Source organism: Rhizobium pantanalense (genome assembly GCF_030182525.1).
Lineage (GTDB): Bacteria > Pseudomonadota > Alphaproteobacteria > Rhizobiales > Rhizobiaceae > Rhizobium.
The window spans coordinates 37,753-55,660 of record NZ_JAQJCH010000001.1 but is presented as its reverse complement, the minus strand read 5'-3'; the positions used below and the strand labels follow the sequence as shown (position 1 = coordinate 55,660).

Annotated in this window: 20 protein-coding genes and 1 tRNA gene; 12 read left to right on the top strand and 9 right to left on the bottom strand. The window is 59.6% G+C overall.

Translation table 11 applies throughout. The features are described 5' to 3' along the window. Nucleotides 1–5: 5 nt before the first annotated feature. From PH558_RS00290 to PH558_RS00270, 5 genes are all read right to left on the bottom strand, one after another. Nucleotides 6–479 (bottom strand): UPF0262 family protein, encoded by a 474-nt coding sequence (locus PH558_RS00290; protein ID WP_112722616.1) that lies wholly within the window; start codon nucleotides 477–479, stop codon nucleotides 6–8. Nucleotides 480–482: 3 nt separating this feature from the next. Then, the gene (hisD, locus tag PH558_RS00285; RefSeq protein ID WP_285201527.1) at nucleotides 483–1,781 is read right to left on the bottom strand and encodes a histidinol dehydrogenase; all 1,299 of its coding nucleotides are present in this window, start codon (nucleotides 1,779–1,781) and stop codon (nucleotides 483–485) included. Nucleotides 1,782–1,839: 58 nt separating this feature from the next. Continuing rightward, entirely contained in the window at nucleotides 1,840–2,283 is a 444-nt protein-coding gene (locus PH558_RS00280; RefSeq protein WP_285201525.1) for a DUF2948 family protein, read from the bottom strand. Between the two features lie 462 nt (nucleotides 2,284–2,745). Then, on the bottom strand, nucleotides 2,746–4,038 hold the full coding sequence (gene murA / locus PH558_RS00275) for a UDP-N-acetylglucosamine 1-carboxyvinyltransferase (RefSeq protein ID WP_285201522.1): 1,293 nt from the start codon (nucleotides 4,036–4,038) through the stop codon (nucleotides 2,746–2,748). A gap of 145 nt (nucleotides 4,039–4,183) precedes the next feature. Next, nucleotides 4,184–4,456, bottom strand: a complete 273-nt coding sequence (locus tag PH558_RS00270; protein WP_285201517.1) for a hypothetical protein — start codon at nucleotides 4,454–4,456, stop codon at nucleotides 4,184–4,186. Between the two features lie 156 nt (nucleotides 4,457–4,612). On the opposite strand from PH558_RS00270, the gene PH558_RS00265 reads away from it, so the two are divergent. The 3 genes from PH558_RS00265 to PH558_RS00255 all read left to right on the top strand — a co-directional run bounded on the left by PH558_RS00265 (nucleotide 4,613) and on the right by PH558_RS00255 (nucleotide 5,883). Then, nucleotides 4,613–4,687 (top strand) — tRNA-Thr (locus PH558_RS00265). Between the two features lie 409 nt (nucleotides 4,688–5,096). Beyond that, nucleotides 5,097–5,585, top strand: coding sequence for a hypothetical protein (locus PH558_RS00260; protein ID WP_285201516.1), 489 nt, complete (start codon nucleotides 5,097–5,099; stop codon nucleotides 5,583–5,585). 58 nt (nucleotides 5,586–5,643) lie between these two features. Further along, a complete protein-coding gene (locus tag PH558_RS00255; RefSeq protein WP_285201515.1) occupies nucleotides 5,644–5,883 on the top strand; it encodes a hypothetical protein in 240 nt (79 codons plus the stop codon). Nucleotides 5,884–5,926: 43 nt separating this feature from the next. On the opposite strand, the gene PH558_RS00250 is transcribed toward PH558_RS00255, so the two are convergent. After that, nucleotides 5,927–6,934, bottom strand: a complete 1,008-nt coding sequence (locus PH558_RS00250) for a hypothetical protein (protein ID WP_285201514.1) — start codon at nucleotides 6,932–6,934, stop codon at nucleotides 5,927–5,929. Nucleotides 6,935–7,225: 291 nt separating this feature from the next. On the opposite strand from PH558_RS00250, the gene PH558_RS00245 reads away from it, so the two are divergent. The 3 genes from PH558_RS00245 to PH558_RS00235 all read left to right on the top strand — a co-directional run bounded on the left by PH558_RS00245 (nucleotide 7,226) and on the right by PH558_RS00235 (nucleotide 9,512). After that, on the top strand, nucleotides 7,226–7,447 hold the full coding sequence (locus PH558_RS00245; RefSeq protein ID WP_285201513.1) for a hypothetical protein: 222 nt from the start codon (nucleotides 7,226–7,228) through the stop codon (nucleotides 7,445–7,447). A 42-nt stretch (nucleotides 7,448–7,489) separates the two neighbouring features. Next, the gene (locus PH558_RS00240; protein WP_285201512.1) at nucleotides 7,490–8,320 is read left to right on the top strand and encodes a hypothetical protein; all 831 of its coding nucleotides are present in this window, start codon (nucleotides 7,490–7,492) and stop codon (nucleotides 8,318–8,320) included. A gap of 127 nt (nucleotides 8,321–8,447) precedes the next feature. After that, on the top strand, nucleotides 8,448–9,512 hold the full coding sequence (locus PH558_RS00235; protein ID WP_285201511.1) for a D-alanine--D-alanine ligase family protein: 1,065 nt from the start codon (nucleotides 8,448–8,450) through the stop codon (nucleotides 9,510–9,512). Between the two features lie 34 nt (nucleotides 9,513–9,546). Here the strand turns inward: PH558_RS00235 and PH558_RS00230 are convergent, their stop codons facing one another. Continuing rightward, nucleotides 9,547–9,894, bottom strand: coding sequence for a CAP-Gly domain-containing protein (locus tag PH558_RS00230; RefSeq protein WP_004117911.1), 348 nt, complete (start codon nucleotides 9,892–9,894; stop codon nucleotides 9,547–9,549). A 119-nt stretch (nucleotides 9,895–10,013) separates the two neighbouring features. Further along, nucleotides 10,014–10,892, bottom strand: coding sequence for an AraC family transcriptional regulator (locus PH558_RS00225; protein ID WP_285201510.1), 879 nt, complete (start codon nucleotides 10,890–10,892; stop codon nucleotides 10,014–10,016). Nucleotides 10,893–11,074: 182 nt separating this feature from the next. On the opposite strand from PH558_RS00225, the gene PH558_RS00220 reads away from it, so the two are divergent. From PH558_RS00220 to pdxA, 3 genes are all read left to right on the top strand, one after another. After that, nucleotides 11,075–11,926, top strand: a complete 852-nt coding sequence (locus PH558_RS00220; RefSeq protein WP_285201505.1) for an oxidoreductase — start codon at nucleotides 11,075–11,077, stop codon at nucleotides 11,924–11,926. A gap of 451 nt (nucleotides 11,927–12,377) precedes the next feature. Then, on the top strand, nucleotides 12,378–13,562 hold the full coding sequence (locus PH558_RS00215; protein WP_285201504.1) for a four-carbon acid sugar kinase family protein: 1,185 nt from the start codon (nucleotides 12,378–12,380) through the stop codon (nucleotides 13,560–13,562). After that, entirely contained in the window at nucleotides 13,559–14,575 is a 1,017-nt protein-coding gene (gene pdxA / locus PH558_RS00210; protein ID WP_285201502.1) for a 4-hydroxythreonine-4-phosphate dehydrogenase PdxA, read from the top strand. Before PH558_RS00215 ends, pdxA begins: the two co-directional genes overlap by 4 nt. Here the strand turns inward: pdxA and PH558_RS00205 are convergent. After that, nucleotides 14,572–15,486 carry a LysR family transcriptional regulator gene (locus tag PH558_RS00205; RefSeq protein WP_095435927.1) on the bottom strand — a complete coding sequence of 305 codons (915 nt, stop codon included), beginning with the start codon at nucleotides 15,484–15,486 and terminating at the stop codon, nucleotides 14,572–14,574. The two genes, pdxA and PH558_RS00205, sit on opposite strands and share 4 nt — an antisense overlap. A gap of 112 nt (nucleotides 15,487–15,598) precedes the next feature. Here PH558_RS00205 and PH558_RS00200 point away from each other — a divergent pair, with 112 nt between their 5' ends. The 3 genes from PH558_RS00200 (at nucleotide 15,599) to PH558_RS00190 (ending at nucleotide 17,892) form a co-directional block, all read left to right on the top strand. Beyond that, nucleotides 15,599–16,345 carry an SDR family oxidoreductase gene (locus PH558_RS00200; RefSeq protein WP_095435928.1) on the top strand — a complete coding sequence of 249 codons (747 nt, stop codon included), beginning with the start codon at nucleotides 15,599–15,601 and terminating at the stop codon, nucleotides 16,343–16,345. A gap of 101 nt (nucleotides 16,346–16,446) precedes the next feature. Continuing rightward, entirely contained in the window at nucleotides 16,447–16,920 is a 474-nt protein-coding gene (locus PH558_RS00195) for a VOC family protein (protein WP_285201497.1), read from the top strand. Between the two features lie 228 nt (nucleotides 16,921–17,148). Further along, nucleotides 17,149–17,892, top strand: a complete 744-nt coding sequence (locus tag PH558_RS00190) for a metallophosphoesterase family protein (protein ID WP_483314112.1) — start codon at nucleotides 17,149–17,151, stop codon at nucleotides 17,890–17,892. Nucleotides 17,893–17,908: the final 16 nt, after the last annotated feature.

Below are 17,908 nucleotides of genomic sequence, written 5' to 3'. Positions count from 1 at the left end.
GGCAGTCACCCGCGCCAGTAGAGCACGCAGACGAGCGTGAACAGCCGCCGCGCCGTGTCGAAATCCACGCTGATCTTGCCGTTCAGCCGGTCCATCAGCGTCTGCGAGCCTTCATTATGAATGCCGCGCCGGCCCATATCGATCGCTTCGATGCGGCTTGGCGTGGCGGAGCGGATCGCCTCGTAATAGCTCTCGCAGATCATGAAATAATCCTTCACGATCCGGCGAAACGGCGTCAGCGACAGAATATGGGTGGCGACGACGCCGCCATCCTCCATGCGGATGTCGAAGACCAGCTTCTGGTCGACCAGCGAAAGATTGAGCAGATAAGGCCCGCCCTCATGCCCGACGGGCGCGAAGCTGTTTTCCTCGATCAGGTCGAAAATGGCGACGGCGCGCTCGTGCTCGACATCGGGCGTCGAGCGGCCGATCGTGTCGTCCAGGACCACGTCGCTCAGCCGGAAGACGCCCTTGGCCATGCCTTACCCCTCGAGATTGAGGCGGATCGCGACCGACCGCGCATGGGCATCCAGCCCCTCGGAATTGGCAAGCGCGATCGCCGCCGGCCCGAGCGCGCGAAGCTGCTCCGCTCCAAGCCTGAGGATCGACGTCCGCTTGACGAAATCGAGCACCGAGAGCCCGGAGGAGAAACGCGCCGAGCGGGCCGTCGGCAGCACATGGTTCGAACCACCGACATAATCGCCGATCACTTCGGGCGTATGACGGCCGACGAAGATCGCGCCGGCATTGCGAACACCGGCCAAAAGCGGCTCGGGATCGTCGACCGCCAGCTCCAGATGTTCGGCCGCGATGCGGTTGGCGAGCGGTATCGCCTGCTTCAGATCGGAGACCAGGATGACCGCGCCGAAATCCCACCAGCTCGCCGCCGCCGTCTGCGAGCGGCTGAGCCGCTTCAGCTGCCGCTCGACCGCCGCTTCCACGGCTCTGCCGAATTCGGCATCGTCGGTGATCAGGATCGATTGCGCGCTTTCATCGTGCTCAGCCTGCGCCAGCAGATCGGCGGCGATCCAGTCCGGATCGTTATTCTTGTCGGCGATAACAAGCACTTCCGAGGGGCCGGCGATCATGTCGATGCCGACAGTACCGAACACCTGGCGCTTGGCGGCAGCTACATAGGCATTGCCAGGGCCGGTGATCTTGTAAACCGGCTTGATCGTCTCCGTGCCATAGGCAAGGGCCGCGATCGCCTGCGCGCCGCCAATGCGGTAGATCTCCTCGACGCCGGCCATGCGCGCGGCGGCAAGCACGGCAGGATTGACGGCGCCGCCCGTAGCCGGCACGGCGATGACGATGCGGTCGACGCCGGCGACCTTGGCCGGCACGGCATTCATCAGCACCGAGCTCGGATAGCTCGCCGTGCCGCCGGGCACATAGAGGCCGACGGCCTCGATCGCCGTCCAGCGCGAGCCGAGACCGACGCCGAGGTCGTCCTCATAGATATCGTCCTTCGGCAGTTGCCGGCGGTGATGCGATTCGATGCGGATGGCGGCGACCTTCAGCGCACCGAGGACCTCGGCCGGAACAGCCTCGATCGCCGCATCGATCTCCGCTTCGCTGACGCGCATCGGCGTTACCGCGAAATCGACGCCGTCGAACTTTTTGGAATAATCCGCAAGGGCGGCATCGCCGCGCGCCCGCACATCGTCAATGATGCCGCGCACCACGGTATTCACATCCTCCGACACTTCCCGCTTGGTCGTCAGGAATGCGGCGAACTGCTGCTCGAACCCTTCCGACGCCTGATCCAGCCAGATAGCCAAACTGATATTCCTCTTTCACTGCGGCCGCCTGCGGCGGCAAAAATCCAACCGTCGCTATCTATTCGCCCGCGTCGGGATGCCGAGGCTTATGGGCCGTTTCCCATGCGCCGCCGATATCCGCAAGCTGGGCCTCGATGCATTCGACATCGAGCGCGATCGTGGCGTTGGCGGCAAGGGCAAGCTCTATCGTGCCGTCAGGCCCCTCGCCCTTCTGCTCGAAGCGGATGGCAAGCAGCGATAGCACTTCGTCGCGGTTTCGCCGATCGAAGCCGTTGGAACGCACGGCCTGTACGCGCTTGAACACCAGCGCGGAACGATGGCGTTCGTAAGGCTTGCTGCGCTGGTCCGATTGCTCCCAGACGAAACGGTTGGCCGCGAGCGAAAACTGCTCCTGCTTCGGCGCATAGGACATGTCGCCGACCTTGAAGACGCTATCCTGCATATAGGCAGAGATGACATCCAGGTCCTCGGTGTCGAGTGCCATTAGCTTGAGATCGCTCATTCGTCCTTTTATCCCCGATCACACCGTTAGAACGCCCGGCAAGCGCGATTGCCGATGCTTCTCCATTCTGGACATAGGATGGGAGCGCAAAAGACGCAACCGAAGAAAGCGGGCTTGCCGGCTCTCTTCGCGCCGACGGATGGAAATAAGCCCGATCATCCAAAATGCTGTCGCGCTTTTGCGACAGCGGAATACAGAAAACCGGAAAGCTGCTCGGGGGCATGACAATCGCATATGAACGGAAGTCGCCGCACCCCCTTCTCCCCGGCGGGGAGAAGGTGCCGTCAGGCGGATGAGGGGGTGCCTGCCAGGAATACGAAAACTCGTGAATTCAAATCGATATCCCCCCTCATCCGACCTCCTGAGCCTGTCGAGGGGGCGGGCCACCTTCTCCCCAAGGGGAGAAGGAATTTGCCGCGCCGATTTGCCCATATGCGATTGCTCGGGGAGAGCGCAGCGAGCTTAGTCGCTGATGCGCTCGACCACGGCGCCGCAGCGCGTCAGCTTGTCTTCCAGCCGCTCGAAGCCGCGATCCAGATGATAGATGCGCGACACCAGCGTCTCGCCTTCGGCGGCAAGGCCGGCAATGACGAGCGAGACGGAAGCACGAAGGTCGGTCGCCATGACAGGCGCGCCCTTCAGCTTCTGTACGCCTTCGACGCGGGCCGTCTGACCGGAAAGCGAGATCTTGGCGCCGAGGCGGGCGAGCTCCTGCACATGCATGAAGCGGTTTTCGAAGATGGTCTCGGTGATGTTCGAGACGCCGGAGGAGCGGGTCATCAGCGCCATGAACTGCGCCTGCAGGTCTGTCGGGAAGCCGGGGAACGGATCGGTCACGACGTCGACCGGCTGGATGCCGCCGCCATTGCGCATGACGCGGATGCCGTTATTGGTCGGCGAAACCGTGGCGCCGGCGCGGCGCAGGCTTTCGAGCGCGGTGTCGAGCAGGGCGACATCGGTATTCTCAAGCGTGACATCGCCGCCGGCCATGGCAACCGCCATGGCATAGGTGCCGGTCTCGATACGGTCGGGCAGCACGCGGTGGCGGGCGCCGGAAAGCGATGTGACGCCCTCGATGGTGATCGTGCTGGTGCCGGCGCCGGAGATCTTGGCGCCCATGGCGATCAGGCAATTGGCGAGGTCGACGATCTCGGGCTCGCGGGCCGCATTGCCGATGACGGTGGTGCCGCGGGCAAGCGTGGCGGCCATCATCATCACATGCGTCGCGCCGACGGAAACCTTCGGGAAGTCATAACGGGCGCCGATGAGGCCGCCCTTCGGCGCGGTGGCATTGATATAGCCGCCATCGATTTCCATGGTGGCGCCGAGCGCCTGCAAGCCTTCGATAAAGAGATCGACCGGACGTGTGCCGATGGCGCAGCCGCCCGGCAGCGAGACGCGCGCCTGACCCTCGCGGGCGAGCAGCGGCCCGATGACCCAGAAGCTCGCGCGCATCTTGGCGACCAGCTCATAGGGCGCGGTCGTATCGACGATGGTACGGCAGGTGAAATGGATCGTGCGGGAATAGCCGTCTTCCTGGCGCTCGCGCCGGCCGTTGACGGCAACATCGACGCCATGATTGCCGAGAATGCGCATCAGGAGCTCGACATCGGCGAGATGCGGCACGTTTTCGAGCGTCAGTGTATCGCTTGTCAGAAGCGAGGCGATCATCAGTGGCAGGGCGGCATTCTTGGCGCCGGAGATCGGAATGATACCGTTGAGCTCATTGCCGCCGACAATCCTGATACGATCCATATAAGCAATACGGGCGAGGCCCGCCTTTCCTGATAGTTCCGGGCGCCTTGAAGTCGCGGGCGCCAGGTTTCGTGCACCTGGTAAAAGGCGCTCTTTAGACGAAATAGATTAACGCATCAATTCGTTTGATGATGGGCGACATCAATCATTGCGATTCGTCCCTTTTTGCGGCGGAATCGGCATTATCCCCAGCCTTTGCAGCCGGCAGCCCGTCCGTCTCGTCGGCCTGACCGGCGCGCCGCGCCCGCACCTGCTGCTTGCGCCGCGCCAGGTTCTCGCGCAGCTTCTGCGCGGCACGCTGGCGCCGCCGATCCGCCTCTGTGACCTGCTTGCCGCCCACGGCCTCGCCCGCCTCGCCGGAGGCCGAACCGCCCTGCAAAGCCTGCCCTTCATCGATTTTCGTCTTGTCCGCACCCATGGCTTCCTCATAGCGGAAAACCTTAGGCGCCAAAAGACCGACACATTTTTTCCAGCTATCTTTTAAAGAACTTGCAATTTGCGGCTTGCACTCCGCCCCGACCTATGGCAATAGCCGCCTCGCCCAATACGGCGCACTCAAGTGGCGCCACGGAATGCTGCTATAGCTCAGGGGTAGAGCACTCCCTTGGTAAGGGAGAGGCCGAGAGTTCAAATCTCTCTAGCAGCACCAGTTTTTTCTACGGGAAGTGCCTTAGCATCGGTATGTTAGTGTTCTCTATGGCTTCCGCCAGTCGGAGAGCTACAAAACATGTCATGAATATTGACCGACCTAAGTGGTAATGACTGGCCTCTGACTGCATCCAAAAAACCAGTATTATATATTATCAGACGGTGACTCTTGACCTTTCGGTCGAGCGTATGGTGGAGATGCAGGCATAGTCCCCCCGTGTAAACCTCATAATTCTTTCCACAAACACCTCTGCTACGCGAACCTCGAAAAGATCATGACCTAAGCCTCTGAGTCGTTGCACCAACGATATCGAAGTCCCGTGCCCGGGGAAAATGTTCATGTTTTGTTTGACAAAAATTACACAACTGTAGACGTTTCAGGAGTTACTTTCTAAAAGGAGAGGAATGCCATGGTCGATATGGCTATGATTAGTGGGCTGATGGGAACTTTGAAGACGGCCATGGATATTGGCATGACCGTAAAGGAAATAAATGACCTATCGCAGGTTAGAGACAAGGTGATCGAGATGCAAGGGCTGATCCTCAATGCCCAGTCATCCGCGATGACTGCCCAGACGCAGCTCTTTGAAGTATTTCACGAAAACTCCGAACTGAAGAAAAAGGTGTCGGAAGTCGAAGAATGGAAAGCAACTGCGGACAGATATAAGCTCGTAGACTTTGGCGGAGACACCTTTGCGTACGAACTCAAGGCAGAAGCGGCAAATGGGGAGCCAATTCACAGACTTTGCCCGGTCTGCTTTGGGAAACGCAGCCGCTCGTACCTGCAACATCAAGGTATAACAGCCTCCCGACAAGATTTATTCAGATGCCTACCTTGTGGCCATGAGTACCTCTTCGGCGTCAAGGATCAGGCTGGATGGAGGCCTCATCGTAGGTGATCCCTTTTGGCAAAATGTTTAATTGTTTCACACTGCAAGAGCGCAAGAGGCCAGAACTATGAAGAACTATAACCACAGTCATCGACATAGCGGCGGAGTTATCTCCGGCACCAACGCGAAAAGCATCACCGTGGGGGAACTTAGAGACGCCCTCGCAGAGTTCCCGGATGATGCTGAGGTGGTTTTTGGCGGCCTACCTGAAGGACACCTAATGTTCCAGCGCTTCAAGACGCGCGGACCGGCCATGCTGCATATGGAATTCAACCTAGAGCCCTTCACCGGAAACGACTTCGAGTAGTCGTCATCTAAGTGGATTTGCAAGAAACCTACCCTTACCATCCTCAAGGCTTTACTGCCAAAGGACCATCCCCTAAGACAGCTCCTATTCGATTCCGCAGCCTCTCTCGCAGCTCCTGAGGCGTTTTCCACGTAATGTGATTGAACTGTCGGGTGTCAAAATGAACGTGTCCTATGTGATCTTCTCGACACGTCCATATGACCGGGATGCCGAGACCTTGCGCAAAGCCTGCCTCATAATAAACTCCGCCACGAGGAATTGCCGTCTGAGTTCCCTCGTTGGATATTAGACCACAAGTAAAGTCTGCTACGACGAACCGAGAGCGGCGGATTTCGGCAATAATTTCGTCGTCAATTTTGTTGTTGTGTTCCTTCCGATCGATCCTCATCGCGTTATAGCCAGTCTCAATGATGGCAGGTTCTATACCCCTGGTGTAGGCGTCTGAAACGTCATCATTGAACCACATTGCAACGAAAGCCTGAAGTGAAATGGGCGGATTAGCCTTAAGCTGCTCAAGATGTGAATAGCCGTCAAACGTCAAGCTAAGCTGATAGCCATCCGCTTCAATTAGGCCTTTGTCCCTAGCGAAACCGATAAGAGTCTCAACCTCTTTGAAGGTGACTGACTCCGTAGCAGCTATTAGATAGTCCTCTTCCGCCCAATAGGGGTTTGGTCTATCAGCTTCTCCAAGTGAGAATCTAAATGCTTCGTCATGGTTCATTGCCTCTCCCAATCTGGGAGCATGCTCTAAAATGGCCTCCAGCAGACCATCTCGCCGCTCTGCCAACGTTTTAGGCCGTGCAGTCTTTGTCAATTCCACTACTTCTGGAGTAATTGTGGGCAACGCCACACCTAATCTACGCTGCTCCACCAGCCATGTAGTCAGGCACGCCTTCTGCTGGTCAGATAGTTCAGAGACGGTCACTCGGGCGCGGCTGGTGATTTCATAATGTCCTCCCGCCCTGGGAACATTCAGCCGCACATCACCACCAGGCACATACTCTATTTTCTGTGCTAATCGACCTCCCCAAAAATTGGGCGCGTCTTGCATGTATTTCCCCTCGCACAAAACATCATACTTAGAACATCGCGAAACCAGTGTGAGTCGTCACCCCCATTATTCGCTAGAGCGCCGATCATCCTCAGGAAAGAAGCTACGCAATGGGAAGTTGAGTAACAAAGAGCGGCAAGATGGACAAGGCTTGGCAAGCCTAACCTGCAAATCCGTCATTTAGATTAGTCAACATAGCCTCTTCACCGCCACTCCTCCCCAATTCCGCTGCAATCCCCCGTTTAAACCCTTCTCCCATCACATCCATGCTGGCCCGGGAGAAAAGCCTCAATGTCGAAACTACGCGTCGCCATCCTGTTTGGCGGTCAATCCACCGAGCATGAGGTTTCCGTCATGTCGGCCGCAATGTCGTCAAAGCGATCGATGGCGGCAGATATGAGATCGTGCCGGACGCTGGCTGCTGGTGGAGGAAAGAGCGCCGCGCTGCCGGAGCCGATTGCTAAGCTCCAGCGTAAAATTGCTCGTTACCTGAACTTGGCGTTTGCGCCATAATACACCAATCAGATTCGTTGTGGTCGAGGATAGAAGTCGATTATGATTGGCGGAGGACTTCGAGCGATTTTTGAGACGACCGCGCCGCAAAAGGGAGAACTGCTTTCGGTTGTCCGGCAAAATCGCTCCAATAACCTGATCGTCTACTTCAATTCCTATGGCGCGGAGAATCGTCCCGGCAAACAGCCCGGCAGGCCGTTCGGAACAAGGTTTCAGAATTATCGAAAAGTCATCCGCTACGATGCGCATGCCATCTGGTTCGTGGAAGAGAAGGGCTCCTGGTATCTTGAGCATCAGGACCGCATCCTCGACATCCTCACGCGTTACATCGTCGAGCATGATATCACGGCGATCAAAATGATCGGCTCCAGCGCCGGCGGATACGCGGCGATCAGAATGGGGTTGCTGCTGGATCAACGGCTTGAGCAAAGCGGCAGCAACGCCACGATCCTCTCTTTCGCGATCAATCCCCAAACCGGCTTTCGGCCGGAATTGTTCGCCCGCATCGAAAGGACGACACTGGAAAGCCGCTGGCAGGGTGCGCGACTTGGACAGGATCCCATAGTGCTCGCAAAGGACTATATCGACACCTACGCACACATGCAGATCGATCTCATCGAGCTGGTGCGAAACTACCCACCGCGAAACGTCGGCATCGTGCTAATGTACGATAACCTCAATCCGATCGAGACTACCTTCTGTGGCGACCTTGCAGATATTGATTTCATTCTGCACGTCCCGGTGCCGCTTGGTCTAAACCACTTCGATGGAGCAACGAAAATCCTCCTCAACGAATTGTGGCCGATCTTCGATCAAGCTCTGCCTTTCCCCAAATTGGACAATGCAGATGGGGAGCTGCGTGCCCTGACATGATGCGACCTTCGGCACGTACAAATCTGTTCTTGTGACAGCACACCTCAGCCCCTCCCCAATTCCGCTGCAATCTCCCGTTTAAACCCTTCTCCCATCACATCCTTCTTGGCCCGGGAGAAAAGCCTCAATGTCGAAACTACGCGTCGCCGTTCTGTTTGGCGGTCAGTCCAGCGAGCATGAGGTTTCCGTCATGTCGGCCCGCAATGTCGTCAAGGCGATCGATGGCGGCAGATATGAGATCGTGCCGATCCTGATCGATCGCGGCGGGCGCTGGCTGCTGGTGGAGGAAAAGGGCGGCGCGCTGCCGGAGCCGATTGCCTATGAGGGCCGGCAAGTCTGCCTGATTCCGGGCGGCAAGGGCCGGTTGCTGGCGCTGGAAGGAACTAGTGCGCGCGAGCTGCCTGCGGTCGACGTGCTGTTTCCGGTGCTGCATGGGCTGAACGGCGAGGATGGCTCCATTCAGGGCCTTGCCCAGATCGTCGGCCTGCCCCTCGTCGGCTGCGGCATTCTGGGCTCGGCCAACGCGATCGACAAGGATATGGCAAAGCGCCTCCTGCGCGAGGCCGGCCTGCCGGTGGCGCGCTCCCTAACGCTGACGCGCGGCGAGAAGCCCGATTTCGATGAGATCGCCGCCACCCTCGGCTCGCCCGTCTTCGTCAAACCCACGCGCCAGGGCTCATCGGTCGGGGTCAGCAAGGCGCAGCATGCTGCAGCCTTCGGGACAGCGCTTGCCGAGGCTTTCCGGCATGACCGTAAGGTGCTGGTGGAAGAATTCGTGCGCGCCCGCGAGATCGAATACGCCGTGCTGGAGCAACCGGATGGTACGCTCTTCGTCTCCGTGCCGGGCGAGATCGCGACATCGGCAACGTACGAGCTCTACTCCTACGAGGCGAAATATCTCGACCAGAACGGCGCCGTCGTCACCGTGCCGGCGGATATTCCGGCTGACACGGCAGACATGCTGAAGCGCATGGCAGCGGACGGTTTTCGCGCGCTCGGATGCGAAGGGCTGGCGCGCGTCGATTTCTTTCTGCGGCCGGATGGCAGCGCCGTCATCAACGAGATCAACACCATGCCCGGCTTCACCAATATCAGCATGTATCCCAAGGCCATGGGCGCCTCGGGCATTTCCTATCCCGAACTCATCAGCCGGCTGATCGAGCACGGGCTGGCGCGGGCGCGGCAGGGGTAATCCAAAGGGGCGGCGGGCTTCGGTGCCGCCGCCGTCAGACCTTCTCTGTCTTTTTGGTCTTGACCTTTGGCTCGACAGGCGCATCCGGCGTCGGTGCCAAAAGCTTTCTCAGCGAGGCGATCTTGTCCTTCACCAGCGGGCGGAAGCGGCTGGCGCGATAGGGCATATCGGCGGCGCCATAGCCTTCCGGGCCGTCGTCATTGCCGCGATGGATCTCCTCCAGCTTCACGCCGATGAAGGTGCCGTCGACATAATGCGTGTATTCGCCGACCCAGCGGATGGTGTAGATCGTCCCCTTGCGGATCAGCTGATCGATGCTGACATGCTTGAATTTGTCATCGATGCAGACGACCTTCTGGCCCACATGGAAATCGTAGCTCACCCTGCCCTCCTTGAAACGACGAAATATAATGGCCTCTGCCGCTAGGGCAGGAACATGGCCAGATATCGGCAAACCCGGTGCGCTTCACTCTCCAGAGCAAATCATCCGGCAAGTCAAGTTCATCTGCCGCTGAGAAAGGCTGCGTCCATCGCCGGTGGCCGGCCGAACAATTTGCGGTATTCGCGCGTGAACTGCGTCTGGCTGTCATAGCCGACCTCGAATCCGATCTCTCGCGCATTGCCCTCGCGAAGAAGCAGCCTTCGACGCGCCTCCTGCAGCCGGATGAGTGCCCGATATTGCAACGGCGTCATCAATGTCACGGCCTTGAAATGCCGATGCAGGGATGTGGGGCTCATTCCCGCCATGTCAGCCAGTTTGCCGATGCTCATGGCTTCGGCGAAATGGCCCTTGATCCAGTCGGTGACGCGGCCGATCTGCGCTAGATTCGTTCCGTGCGTGGCAAGCTGCCGCAGCATCGGCCCGAGCTCGCCGCGCAGCAGCCGGTAGTAAAGTTCAAGCTTGGCAAGCTTTGCCATCATCTCGATATCGTCAGGCGCATCCAGGCAGGAGACAAGGCGCAATGCGGCGCTCACAATCTCCGGCGTCTGCTGCGACACCGCAATTCCGGCGTGATCGTGAGGCTCCGCCGCAGGGGTCGATGGAGTTTCCGCCAGGAACTTTGCGATCTCCTCCCTCTCCAGTTCGAAGGAGAGCGCCAGGTGCGGGCTCGCCGGATCGGCCTGTTCAATCCGCGCAGACACCGGCAGATTGACCGTCGCGATGAAATATTGCGAGGAATCGACACTGAAAACCCGCTCTCCGAGCCGGATCGTCTTCTTCCCCTGCAACACCATGCAGATTCTCGGGCTGTAGACGGTGTCCGTCGGCAGGGTCGGCTGGTCAACCCTATAAAGCGTCAGCCCCTGCACCTCTGTCGTCTGCTTTTGCACGATAGCGTGGCGGCTGATCAGCTCTCGCAGCTGCGTCGACGGCTCCATAAATCCGGCTTTCGATGATCGCGGCATTTCTCGCCCATCATATCGCCAACAGGCAAAATTGGAAGGATCGTATGAAACTCTGGTCCTTCTGCCCTAACGCTTGGATATCAGTCGCTCCTAAGTTTGCTCAAGGCGATCCTTCGACAGAAGGCAGCCAGAACATGCAAACAAGAGAGCAGAGCATGAGCGACACACCTGTATGGTTTATCACCGGATCATCTGCGGGCCTCGGATTTGAGCTCGCAAAATCCGTACTCGAGCGCGGTTGGCGGGCGGTCGTGACGGCAAGGCGGCCCGAGCGGCTGGAGGCCCTGGTCGCCGAGCACGAAGGACGCGCTCTGGCACTCCGCCTCGACGTTACCGACATCTCTACGATCCGCACGGCAGTGGCCAATGCCATCGCCGCCTTCGGCCGGATCGACGTGCTCGTCAACAATGCCGGCTATGGTTATCTCGCCGCCATCGAGGAAGGCGATGATGAGGGCATACGCAAACAGTTCGAAACGAATCTGTTTGGCCTCATCAATGTCACCAAGGAAATATTGCCCGGCATGCGCGCCCGCAGAAAGGGCCATATCGTCAATATCTCGTCCTTGGGCGGCCTCGTCGCATTCGCCGCGACAGGCTATTACCACGCGACGAAGTTTGCCGTAGAGGCGATCTCGGAATCCCTGTCCTACGAAGTTGCGCCGCTCGGCTTGAAGGTGACGATCGTCGAACCCGGAGCCTTTCGCACCAATTGGGCCGGACCCTCGATGGTCGAGTCCCCGATCCGGATCGAGGACTATGACGACACCGCTGGAAAACGCCGCCAATCCACGAAAGCTTCCTCCGACAATCAGCCCGGCGATCCCGCACGTGCCGCAGCCGCCATCATAAAGGCGGTCGAAGCCGAAGTGCCGCCGCTTCGATTGCTGCTGGGCGCTCCGGCCCTCGATATCGCCTACAAGCGCCTCGAGGCGCTGAAAGCGAACTTCGATGCCTGGAAAGATGTTACGCTGAGCGCCGACTTTCCTGATTTCCAGAAGAACTGATTTCCTCGCAGGCGCGAGCATCGCGCCCGCCATCGTTGGCGGCACCCGATTACGCGCCTGCGAGGCCACGACGAAAGTCACAGTACCCATCCAATGAAACGTTTGGGCAACCGCATATGGAGCGCAACGGTACGGCATGTCCCTTCTCCCCTCGGGGAGAAGGTGGCCCGAAGGGTCGGATGAGGGGGACCGGTTTGCTTCATGGACTTACGTGCTCTTGGCGAGCCCCCCCTCATCCGCCTAACGGCACCTTCTCCCCGCTGGGGAGAAGGGGTTGCGCAGCAATACTCTCATGTCATATGCGGCGGCCTTATATGAATCAGTGACAAAGCAACCCGTTGACATCCTTCATAGAAGGCTGAAGATGGCGCTTCTCTCAAGCAGCGTTAAGGCTTGGTTTTTCATATCGATATCTCATATCCGCAAGGCCCGCTGAAGGCTCCTGAAGTTCATGCCCACCCTCCGCCTCATTGCCGATGATTTGACCGGCGCGCTCGATACCGCCGTCGAATTCGTTGGCGTCTATGGGCCGATCGCAGTGGAACGCAGCGATGCGCTTTCTAAGAACCTGCCGGATTGTCTCGCGATCGACAGCGGCACCCGCGAGAAGACAGCCGCCGAAGCCGAGGCGATCGTCGCCGGCATTGCGCCGCTGCTGGAGGGCGCCGATCTCGCCTTCAAGAAGGTGGACAGCCTGTTTCGCGGCCCCTGGGCGGTGGAGCTTGCGGCCTGCTTCCGGCTCGGCCACTGGCGCCATTGCATCCTCGCGCCGGCCTTTCCGCATCACGGGCGGCACACACGCGGCGGACGGCAGGTGCTTTATGCCGGCAAGGACGCCTGGCGCGATGTCAGCGGCGATATCGCAGCGCATTTGTGCGCCGAGGGTTTGCCGGCCTTCAACACGCCACTCGATGGGCTCGAAGGCAAGCCCATTCCGGATGGCATCCATATTTTCGATGCGCATACGGATGACGATCTCGATGCCATCATCGCATGGGTATCGTCGCAGCTGGAAGGGCCGGTCCTCTGGAGCGGCACCGGCGGCCTCGCCCGCGCTCTGGCACGCAACATCGAGCTGGCAACCCATCGCCAGGCCCGCATCAAAAACAACCAAGCCGAGCGCCACCAGACGGCCTCCGTCCCCATCTCGCGCAAGCTGCAAAGGCCCGTGCTTGGGCTGTTCGGCTCGGACCAGCCGATCACGCTGGCGCAGCTCCAAGCCTGTGGCCCCAATTGGCTGAAGCTTGCGGAAGGGGCCGATGCCGACGCCATCCATCATCAAATCCGGCAAAGCGGCGTCGCCATGGTCAGCCTCGACCTGCCGACGGGCCTTGAGCGCGACGATGCAGCCAGACGCATCGCGACGAGCTTCGGCGGCATGGCCAAGGCACTGCCCGCCCCAGGGACATTGATCGTCGCCGGTGGCGAGACCCTGCGCAATCTCTGCTCGGCGCTCGACGTGTCAGCCCTCAGCATCACCGGCCAGGCAGCACCCGGCCTGCCCCGCTCGACGATCGTCGGCGGCCCTTGGGAGGGAACCACGGTCATCTCAAAGTCAGGCGCATTCGGCGGCCCCACCCTATGGCGCGATCTCCTGAGTGAAAATGGGCTGATTGCCGGAGGAGAAGAACCATGACGCGGCACCTCGCAATCACCATGGGCGATCCCGCCGGCATCGGCCCGGAAATCATCGTCAAGGCAGCAGCCCGCCTGAAGGATCGGCTTGATAAAGGTAAGTTAAAACTTACAATTATCGGCAGCGGCCCAGCCCTGCGGCTTGCCGAGCAGCAGCTTAGCCTCGACATCGCAATCCCGGAAGCTGAGATGGGGGGCGACTGGCCGAACCTGTGCTTCATTCAGGCGGATGCCGAGGGCGAACCGATCCTGCCGGGCCGGCTTTCTGCAGACGGTGGACGCATGGCGTTCAAGGCGATCGAAAAGGGCGTTCAGCTGGCGCTATCGGGCAAGGTCGGCAGCATCGTCACCGCACCGCTCAACAAGGAAGCCCTCAACAAGGCCGGCTTCCACTATGCCGGCCATACCGAACTGCTGGCGGAGCTTACCGGCGCACGCGGCTCTGTCATGATGCTCGCCCACGGCAATATGCGTGTGAGCCACGTCACCACCCATGTCGCGCTGGAGGATGTGCCGAAGCGCCTGACGCCAGAGCGGCTGCGGCTCGTCATCGACCTCACGCACAAGGCTCTCAAAAACCTCGGCATAGCCAGCCCGAAGATCGCGGTGGCCGCACTCAATCCGCATGCCGGCGAAGGCGGCCTCTTCGGCCGGCAGGATATCGACATCTCCGCGCCTACCATTGCCAAGGCGGTGTCCAACGGGCTCGATATCGTCGGCCCCGTTCCCGGCGATACGGTTTTCATCAAGCTGCGCGCTAGCCAGTACGACGCGGTCATCGCCATGTATCACGATCAGGGTCATATTCCGGTCAAGCTGCTCGGCTTCGAGATCGATCCGGCGACGGGCAAATGGATGGATCTTTCCGGCGTCAACATCACCCTCGGCCTGCCGATCGTGCGCACCTCTGTCGACCACGGCACCGCCTTCGACATCGCCGGCAAGGGCATCGCCAATGAACGCAGCCTGATCGAGGCGATCGAATTCGCCGAGAGGTTGGCGGCAGACCGTTAAGGCACTCCAGAAACCTCGGCAAAGAGCTGTTCGGTCCGTTCGGCGAGCAGCGCAAGGAAAGCCTTCGTCCTCGCCGCAGGACGCGGCCCCGGCGGATAGATAGCATGGACGTCCACCCGCCTGAACTCATAGGAAGGAAGTACGGGAACGAGCCTTCCTTCGGCGATTTCCTTGCCACAGACGGCCGCAAACAATGCGCCTATCCCCCGCTCCGCCAGCACCGCCTCCATCAGCGGCCTCCAATGATTGACGCGCCATTTGGTATGGATGAGTGGTTCCACTGGCTTGCCGTTGGGACCGATCAGATGCAACCGCTCGTCTGCCGCGAAACCGGCAACCCTAATGAACGGATGTGCCGCAAGCTCCGCCGGTTCACGCGGCAGCCCATTTCGTTCGATATAGCCAGGAGCAGCCAGCAGAAGCCGTCGCATCGTCCCAAGCCGGCGGGCAATGAAATTGCCGCTGCCGATCTCACCGATACGGATGGAGAGATCCACGCCTTCGGTCATCGGATCGACGAAGCGATCATTCAAGGTCATGTCTATCGCCAGGGCCGGGTGCAATCTCTGGAATTCGACCAGCAGCCGGGGCAAAGTCATCTCGCCAAGCCCATGCGGTGCCGCGATCCGAAAGGTTCCGGTCAGTGACGTTTCGGCCGATGCGACCGAAGCCTCGGCTTCCTCGGCAGCTTCGATGGCGCGCTTGGCGTAGTCGTAGAAGCGCGCGCCGGCATCGGTTGCCTGCACCGAGCGGGTCGTCCGGTAGAGGAGTCGCGCGCCCAGATGCTTCTCCAGTTTCTCGACGCGCTCGCTGACGGTGGGTTGACCGAGGCCAAGATCGCGCGCAGCGGCCGAAAGGCTGCCACGTTCGATGACACGAGTGAAGATGCGCATGGCGGAAAGCATATCCATGTCAGTATTCTATCGTCTTTTACGATAAATGACATCGCTATTCGCTTCCTTCCAAAGCATATGCCGATCAACGATCTTCAGGTCGGTCAACAATTCAATCGGAGAACCAGTCTTGCAGACCAGCAACATTCAAACGGGCAATACAGAGCCCCCATCGTTTCACGGTCAGAACATCGTCATCATCGGCGGCTCTTCGGGGATCGGCCTGGCAACCGCCAGGCAGGCCAAGCACGCCGGCGCAAACCTCTTTCTGTTATCCCGCAACCCTGAGCGTCTCCGCGATGCCGCCGAAGCGATCGGCGGCGCAACCCAGATCGTTGCGGATATCGCAGCCCCGCAGCCGTCGTTATTCGCCGAGATCGACAGGATCGATCATCTGCTGATCACGGCGGGGACTGTGCACCTGCAATCGCTTAAGGATCAGTCGGAAGCGGATCTCCTGAAGGTCGTCAGCGAGCGCCTGATCGGCCCCTTGCTCGCCATCAAAGCCGCTCTTCCCCTTCTTCATGCCAAAAGCTCGATTACCATGACCTCCGGGCAATTCGCCTCGCGCCCCGCCGCCATCGGTGCCGTCGTGGCAGCTGCGGTCGCTGCCGTCGAGAGCACGGTACGCGCCCTCGCGCTCGAATTATCGCCGATGCGCATCAACGCGGTTTCGCCGGGGTGGGTGGATACGCCCCTGCTCGACGGATTGATGGGTGAGGCGAAGCGGCAGGTCCTCGAACAAACCGCCTCGACCTTGCCCAGCCGCAATATCGGCAGGCCCGAGGATATCGCCCAGGCAATCCTCTTCCTGATGGCGAACCGCTTCGTAACAGGAGAAGTCCTGCATATCGATGGAGGCGGCCGCTTGGTCTAGCTGCTCGGTAGCCGGCAAGAATTCGAAAGAATTTCTGCCACCCTGTCGGCCTTGCCGCTCCTCTTTCGTCCTTGGGGCATCCAACGAGAGAGGAGCATCCAATGTCCAAGATTGCCCCATGCCTGTGGTTTGCGCGGGAAGCCGAGGAAGCTGCGAATTTCTATGTCTCGCTCTTCCCGGATTCCCGGATCGATCACGTGCAGAAGAACATTGTCGACATGCCCTCCGGCAAGTCCGATGAGGTTCTGGTCGTTACTTTCACACTTGCCGGCCAGCGCTTCATGGCACTGAACGGCGGCGACCGCATCGAATACAATCATGCGATCTCGCTGGAAGTGGAATGCGCCGATCAGACTGAGGTCGACCGCCTTTGGGACGGCCTTGCCGAGGGTGGCGCGCCGGTGCATTGCGGTTGGGTGACGGATCGCTACGGCGTCTACTGGCAGATCGTGCCAGCGGTGCTCCGCAAGTATATCGCCGATCCGGATCCCGCAAAGGCCGCTCGCGTCATGCGGGCTTGGATGGGCATGGTCAAGCTCGACATTGCCGCGCTCGAAGCCGCCTATTGCGGCTGAGCGACCGTCCTGGGATCGCGTCATGGGCGAGGTCCGCCAAAGGTGTTCTGAAATTCTCTGCAATTTCAACGGTTCAGACCAATGCCTGCGCCCGTAAGACTTGCGGCGGATCGATCCTTGGAATACCGTCCCCTATAGGCTCGCCACAGGCAGGCTTTTCGACACTATCTCAAGCAATTGGACTGTTGCGGCCGTTCAGGCACGACCCGGCAGGAAACGGTCGATTTCATGCAGCATCAACGAGACCGTATCGATCTCACGGGACGTGATTATACAGCGATCTACGCCCTAAGCGACATCCATGGCTGCTATGATGAGATGGTGGAGGCCGAAAGGCGCATCACCGCGGATGCCCGCAGCCTTCCTGGTCGAAAACTGCTGATGTATCTCGGCGATTATGTCGATCGCGGCCCGCGCTCCGGCGATGTGCTGGCGCATCTCAGCGCACCGCCGCCCGAAGGCTTCGACCGCTATGCGCTTTGCGGCAATCACGACGACGTCTTCCTGCGTTTTCTCGACGACCCCGATGCCAATATCCATTGGCTGGAGTTCGGTGCCTTGCCGACGCTCGCATCCTACGGCATCGATGCCCGGCATATACTTTTCGACCTGGGCTATAGCATCGAAGAGTTGCGCGACATCACGCTCAAGGCGATGCCGGCAGCCCATATAGACCTGCTGCGTTCATTGGCTGTAGCCGTCACTTTCGGTTCGATACTCTTCGTCCATGCCGGCATCACACCGGGCCTCCCATTAAGCGAGCAGACGGACGAGGATCTGATGTGGATTCGCGAGCCGTTCCTGTCGGGCGGTCCGCAATTGCCGCTGCTGGTGGTCCACGGCCACACGCCGAGCTCGCATCCCGTTTTTGGCCTGAGCCGCATCGGTATCGATACGGCCGTTTCCATGGGCGGAAGCCTGACTATCCTCAAGATCGCCGATGGCAGATCGACAATCCTGCCATCGATCTGAACGGTTCAAACAAATA

Excerpts from the sequence above, each read along its gene's own strand:
- PH558_RS00215 (WP_285201504.1), top strand. The coding sequence starts at position 12,378 with ATGCCCACCCTCCGCCTCATTGCCGATGATTTGACCGGCGCGCTCGAT.
- PH558_RS00190 (WP_483314112.1), top strand. The coding sequence starts at position 17,149 with ATGCAGCATCAACGAGACCGTATCGATCTCACGGGACGTGATTATACA.
- PH558_RS00195 (WP_285201497.1), top strand. The coding sequence starts at position 16,447 with ATGTCCAAGATTGCCCCATGCCTGTGGTTTGCGCGGGAAGCCGAGGAA.
- PH558_RS00245 (WP_285201513.1), top strand. The coding sequence starts at position 7,226 with ATGTCGAAACTACGCGTCGCCATCCTGTTTGGCGGTCAATCCACCGAG.
- PH558_RS00255 (WP_285201515.1), top strand. The coding sequence starts at position 5,644 with ATGAAGAACTATAACCACAGTCATCGACATAGCGGCGGAGTTATCTCC.
- PH558_RS00225 (WP_285201510.1), bottom strand. The coding sequence starts at position 10,892 with ATGGAGCCGTCGACGCAGCTGCGAGAGCTGATCAGCCGCCACGCTATC.
- PH558_RS00250 (WP_285201514.1), bottom strand. The coding sequence starts at position 6,934 with ATGCAAGACGCGCCCAATTTTTGGGGAGGTCGATTAGCACAGAAAATA.
- PH558_RS00235 (WP_285201511.1), top strand. The coding sequence starts at position 8,448 with ATGTCGAAACTACGCGTCGCCGTTCTGTTTGGCGGTCAGTCCAGCGAG.
- PH558_RS00260 (WP_285201516.1), top strand. The coding sequence starts at position 5,097 with ATGGTCGATATGGCTATGATTAGTGGGCTGATGGGAACTTTGAAGACG.
- PH558_RS00270 (WP_285201517.1), bottom strand. The coding sequence starts at position 4,456 with ATGGGTGCGGACAAGACGAAAATCGATGAAGGGCAGGCTTTGCAGGGC.
- PH558_RS00290 (WP_112722616.1), bottom strand. The coding sequence starts at position 479 with ATGGCCAAGGGCGTCTTCCGGCTGAGCGACGTGGTCCTGGACGACACG.
- pdxA (WP_285201502.1), top strand. The coding sequence starts at position 13,559 with ATGACGCGGCACCTCGCAATCACCATGGGCGATCCCGCCGGCATCGGC.
- PH558_RS00205 (WP_095435927.1), bottom strand. The coding sequence starts at position 15,486 with ATGGATATGCTTTCCGCCATGCGCATCTTCACTCGTGTCATCGAACGT.
- PH558_RS00240 (WP_285201512.1), top strand. The coding sequence starts at position 7,490 with ATGATTGGCGGAGGACTTCGAGCGATTTTTGAGACGACCGCGCCGCAA.
- murA (WP_285201522.1), bottom strand. The coding sequence starts at position 4,038 with ATGGATCGTATCAGGATTGTCGGCGGCAATGAGCTCAACGGTATCATT.
- PH558_RS00220 (WP_285201505.1), top strand. The coding sequence starts at position 11,075 with ATGAGCGACACACCTGTATGGTTTATCACCGGATCATCTGCGGGCCTC.
- PH558_RS00280 (WP_285201525.1), bottom strand. The coding sequence starts at position 2,283 with ATGAGCGATCTCAAGCTAATGGCACTCGACACCGAGGACCTGGATGTC.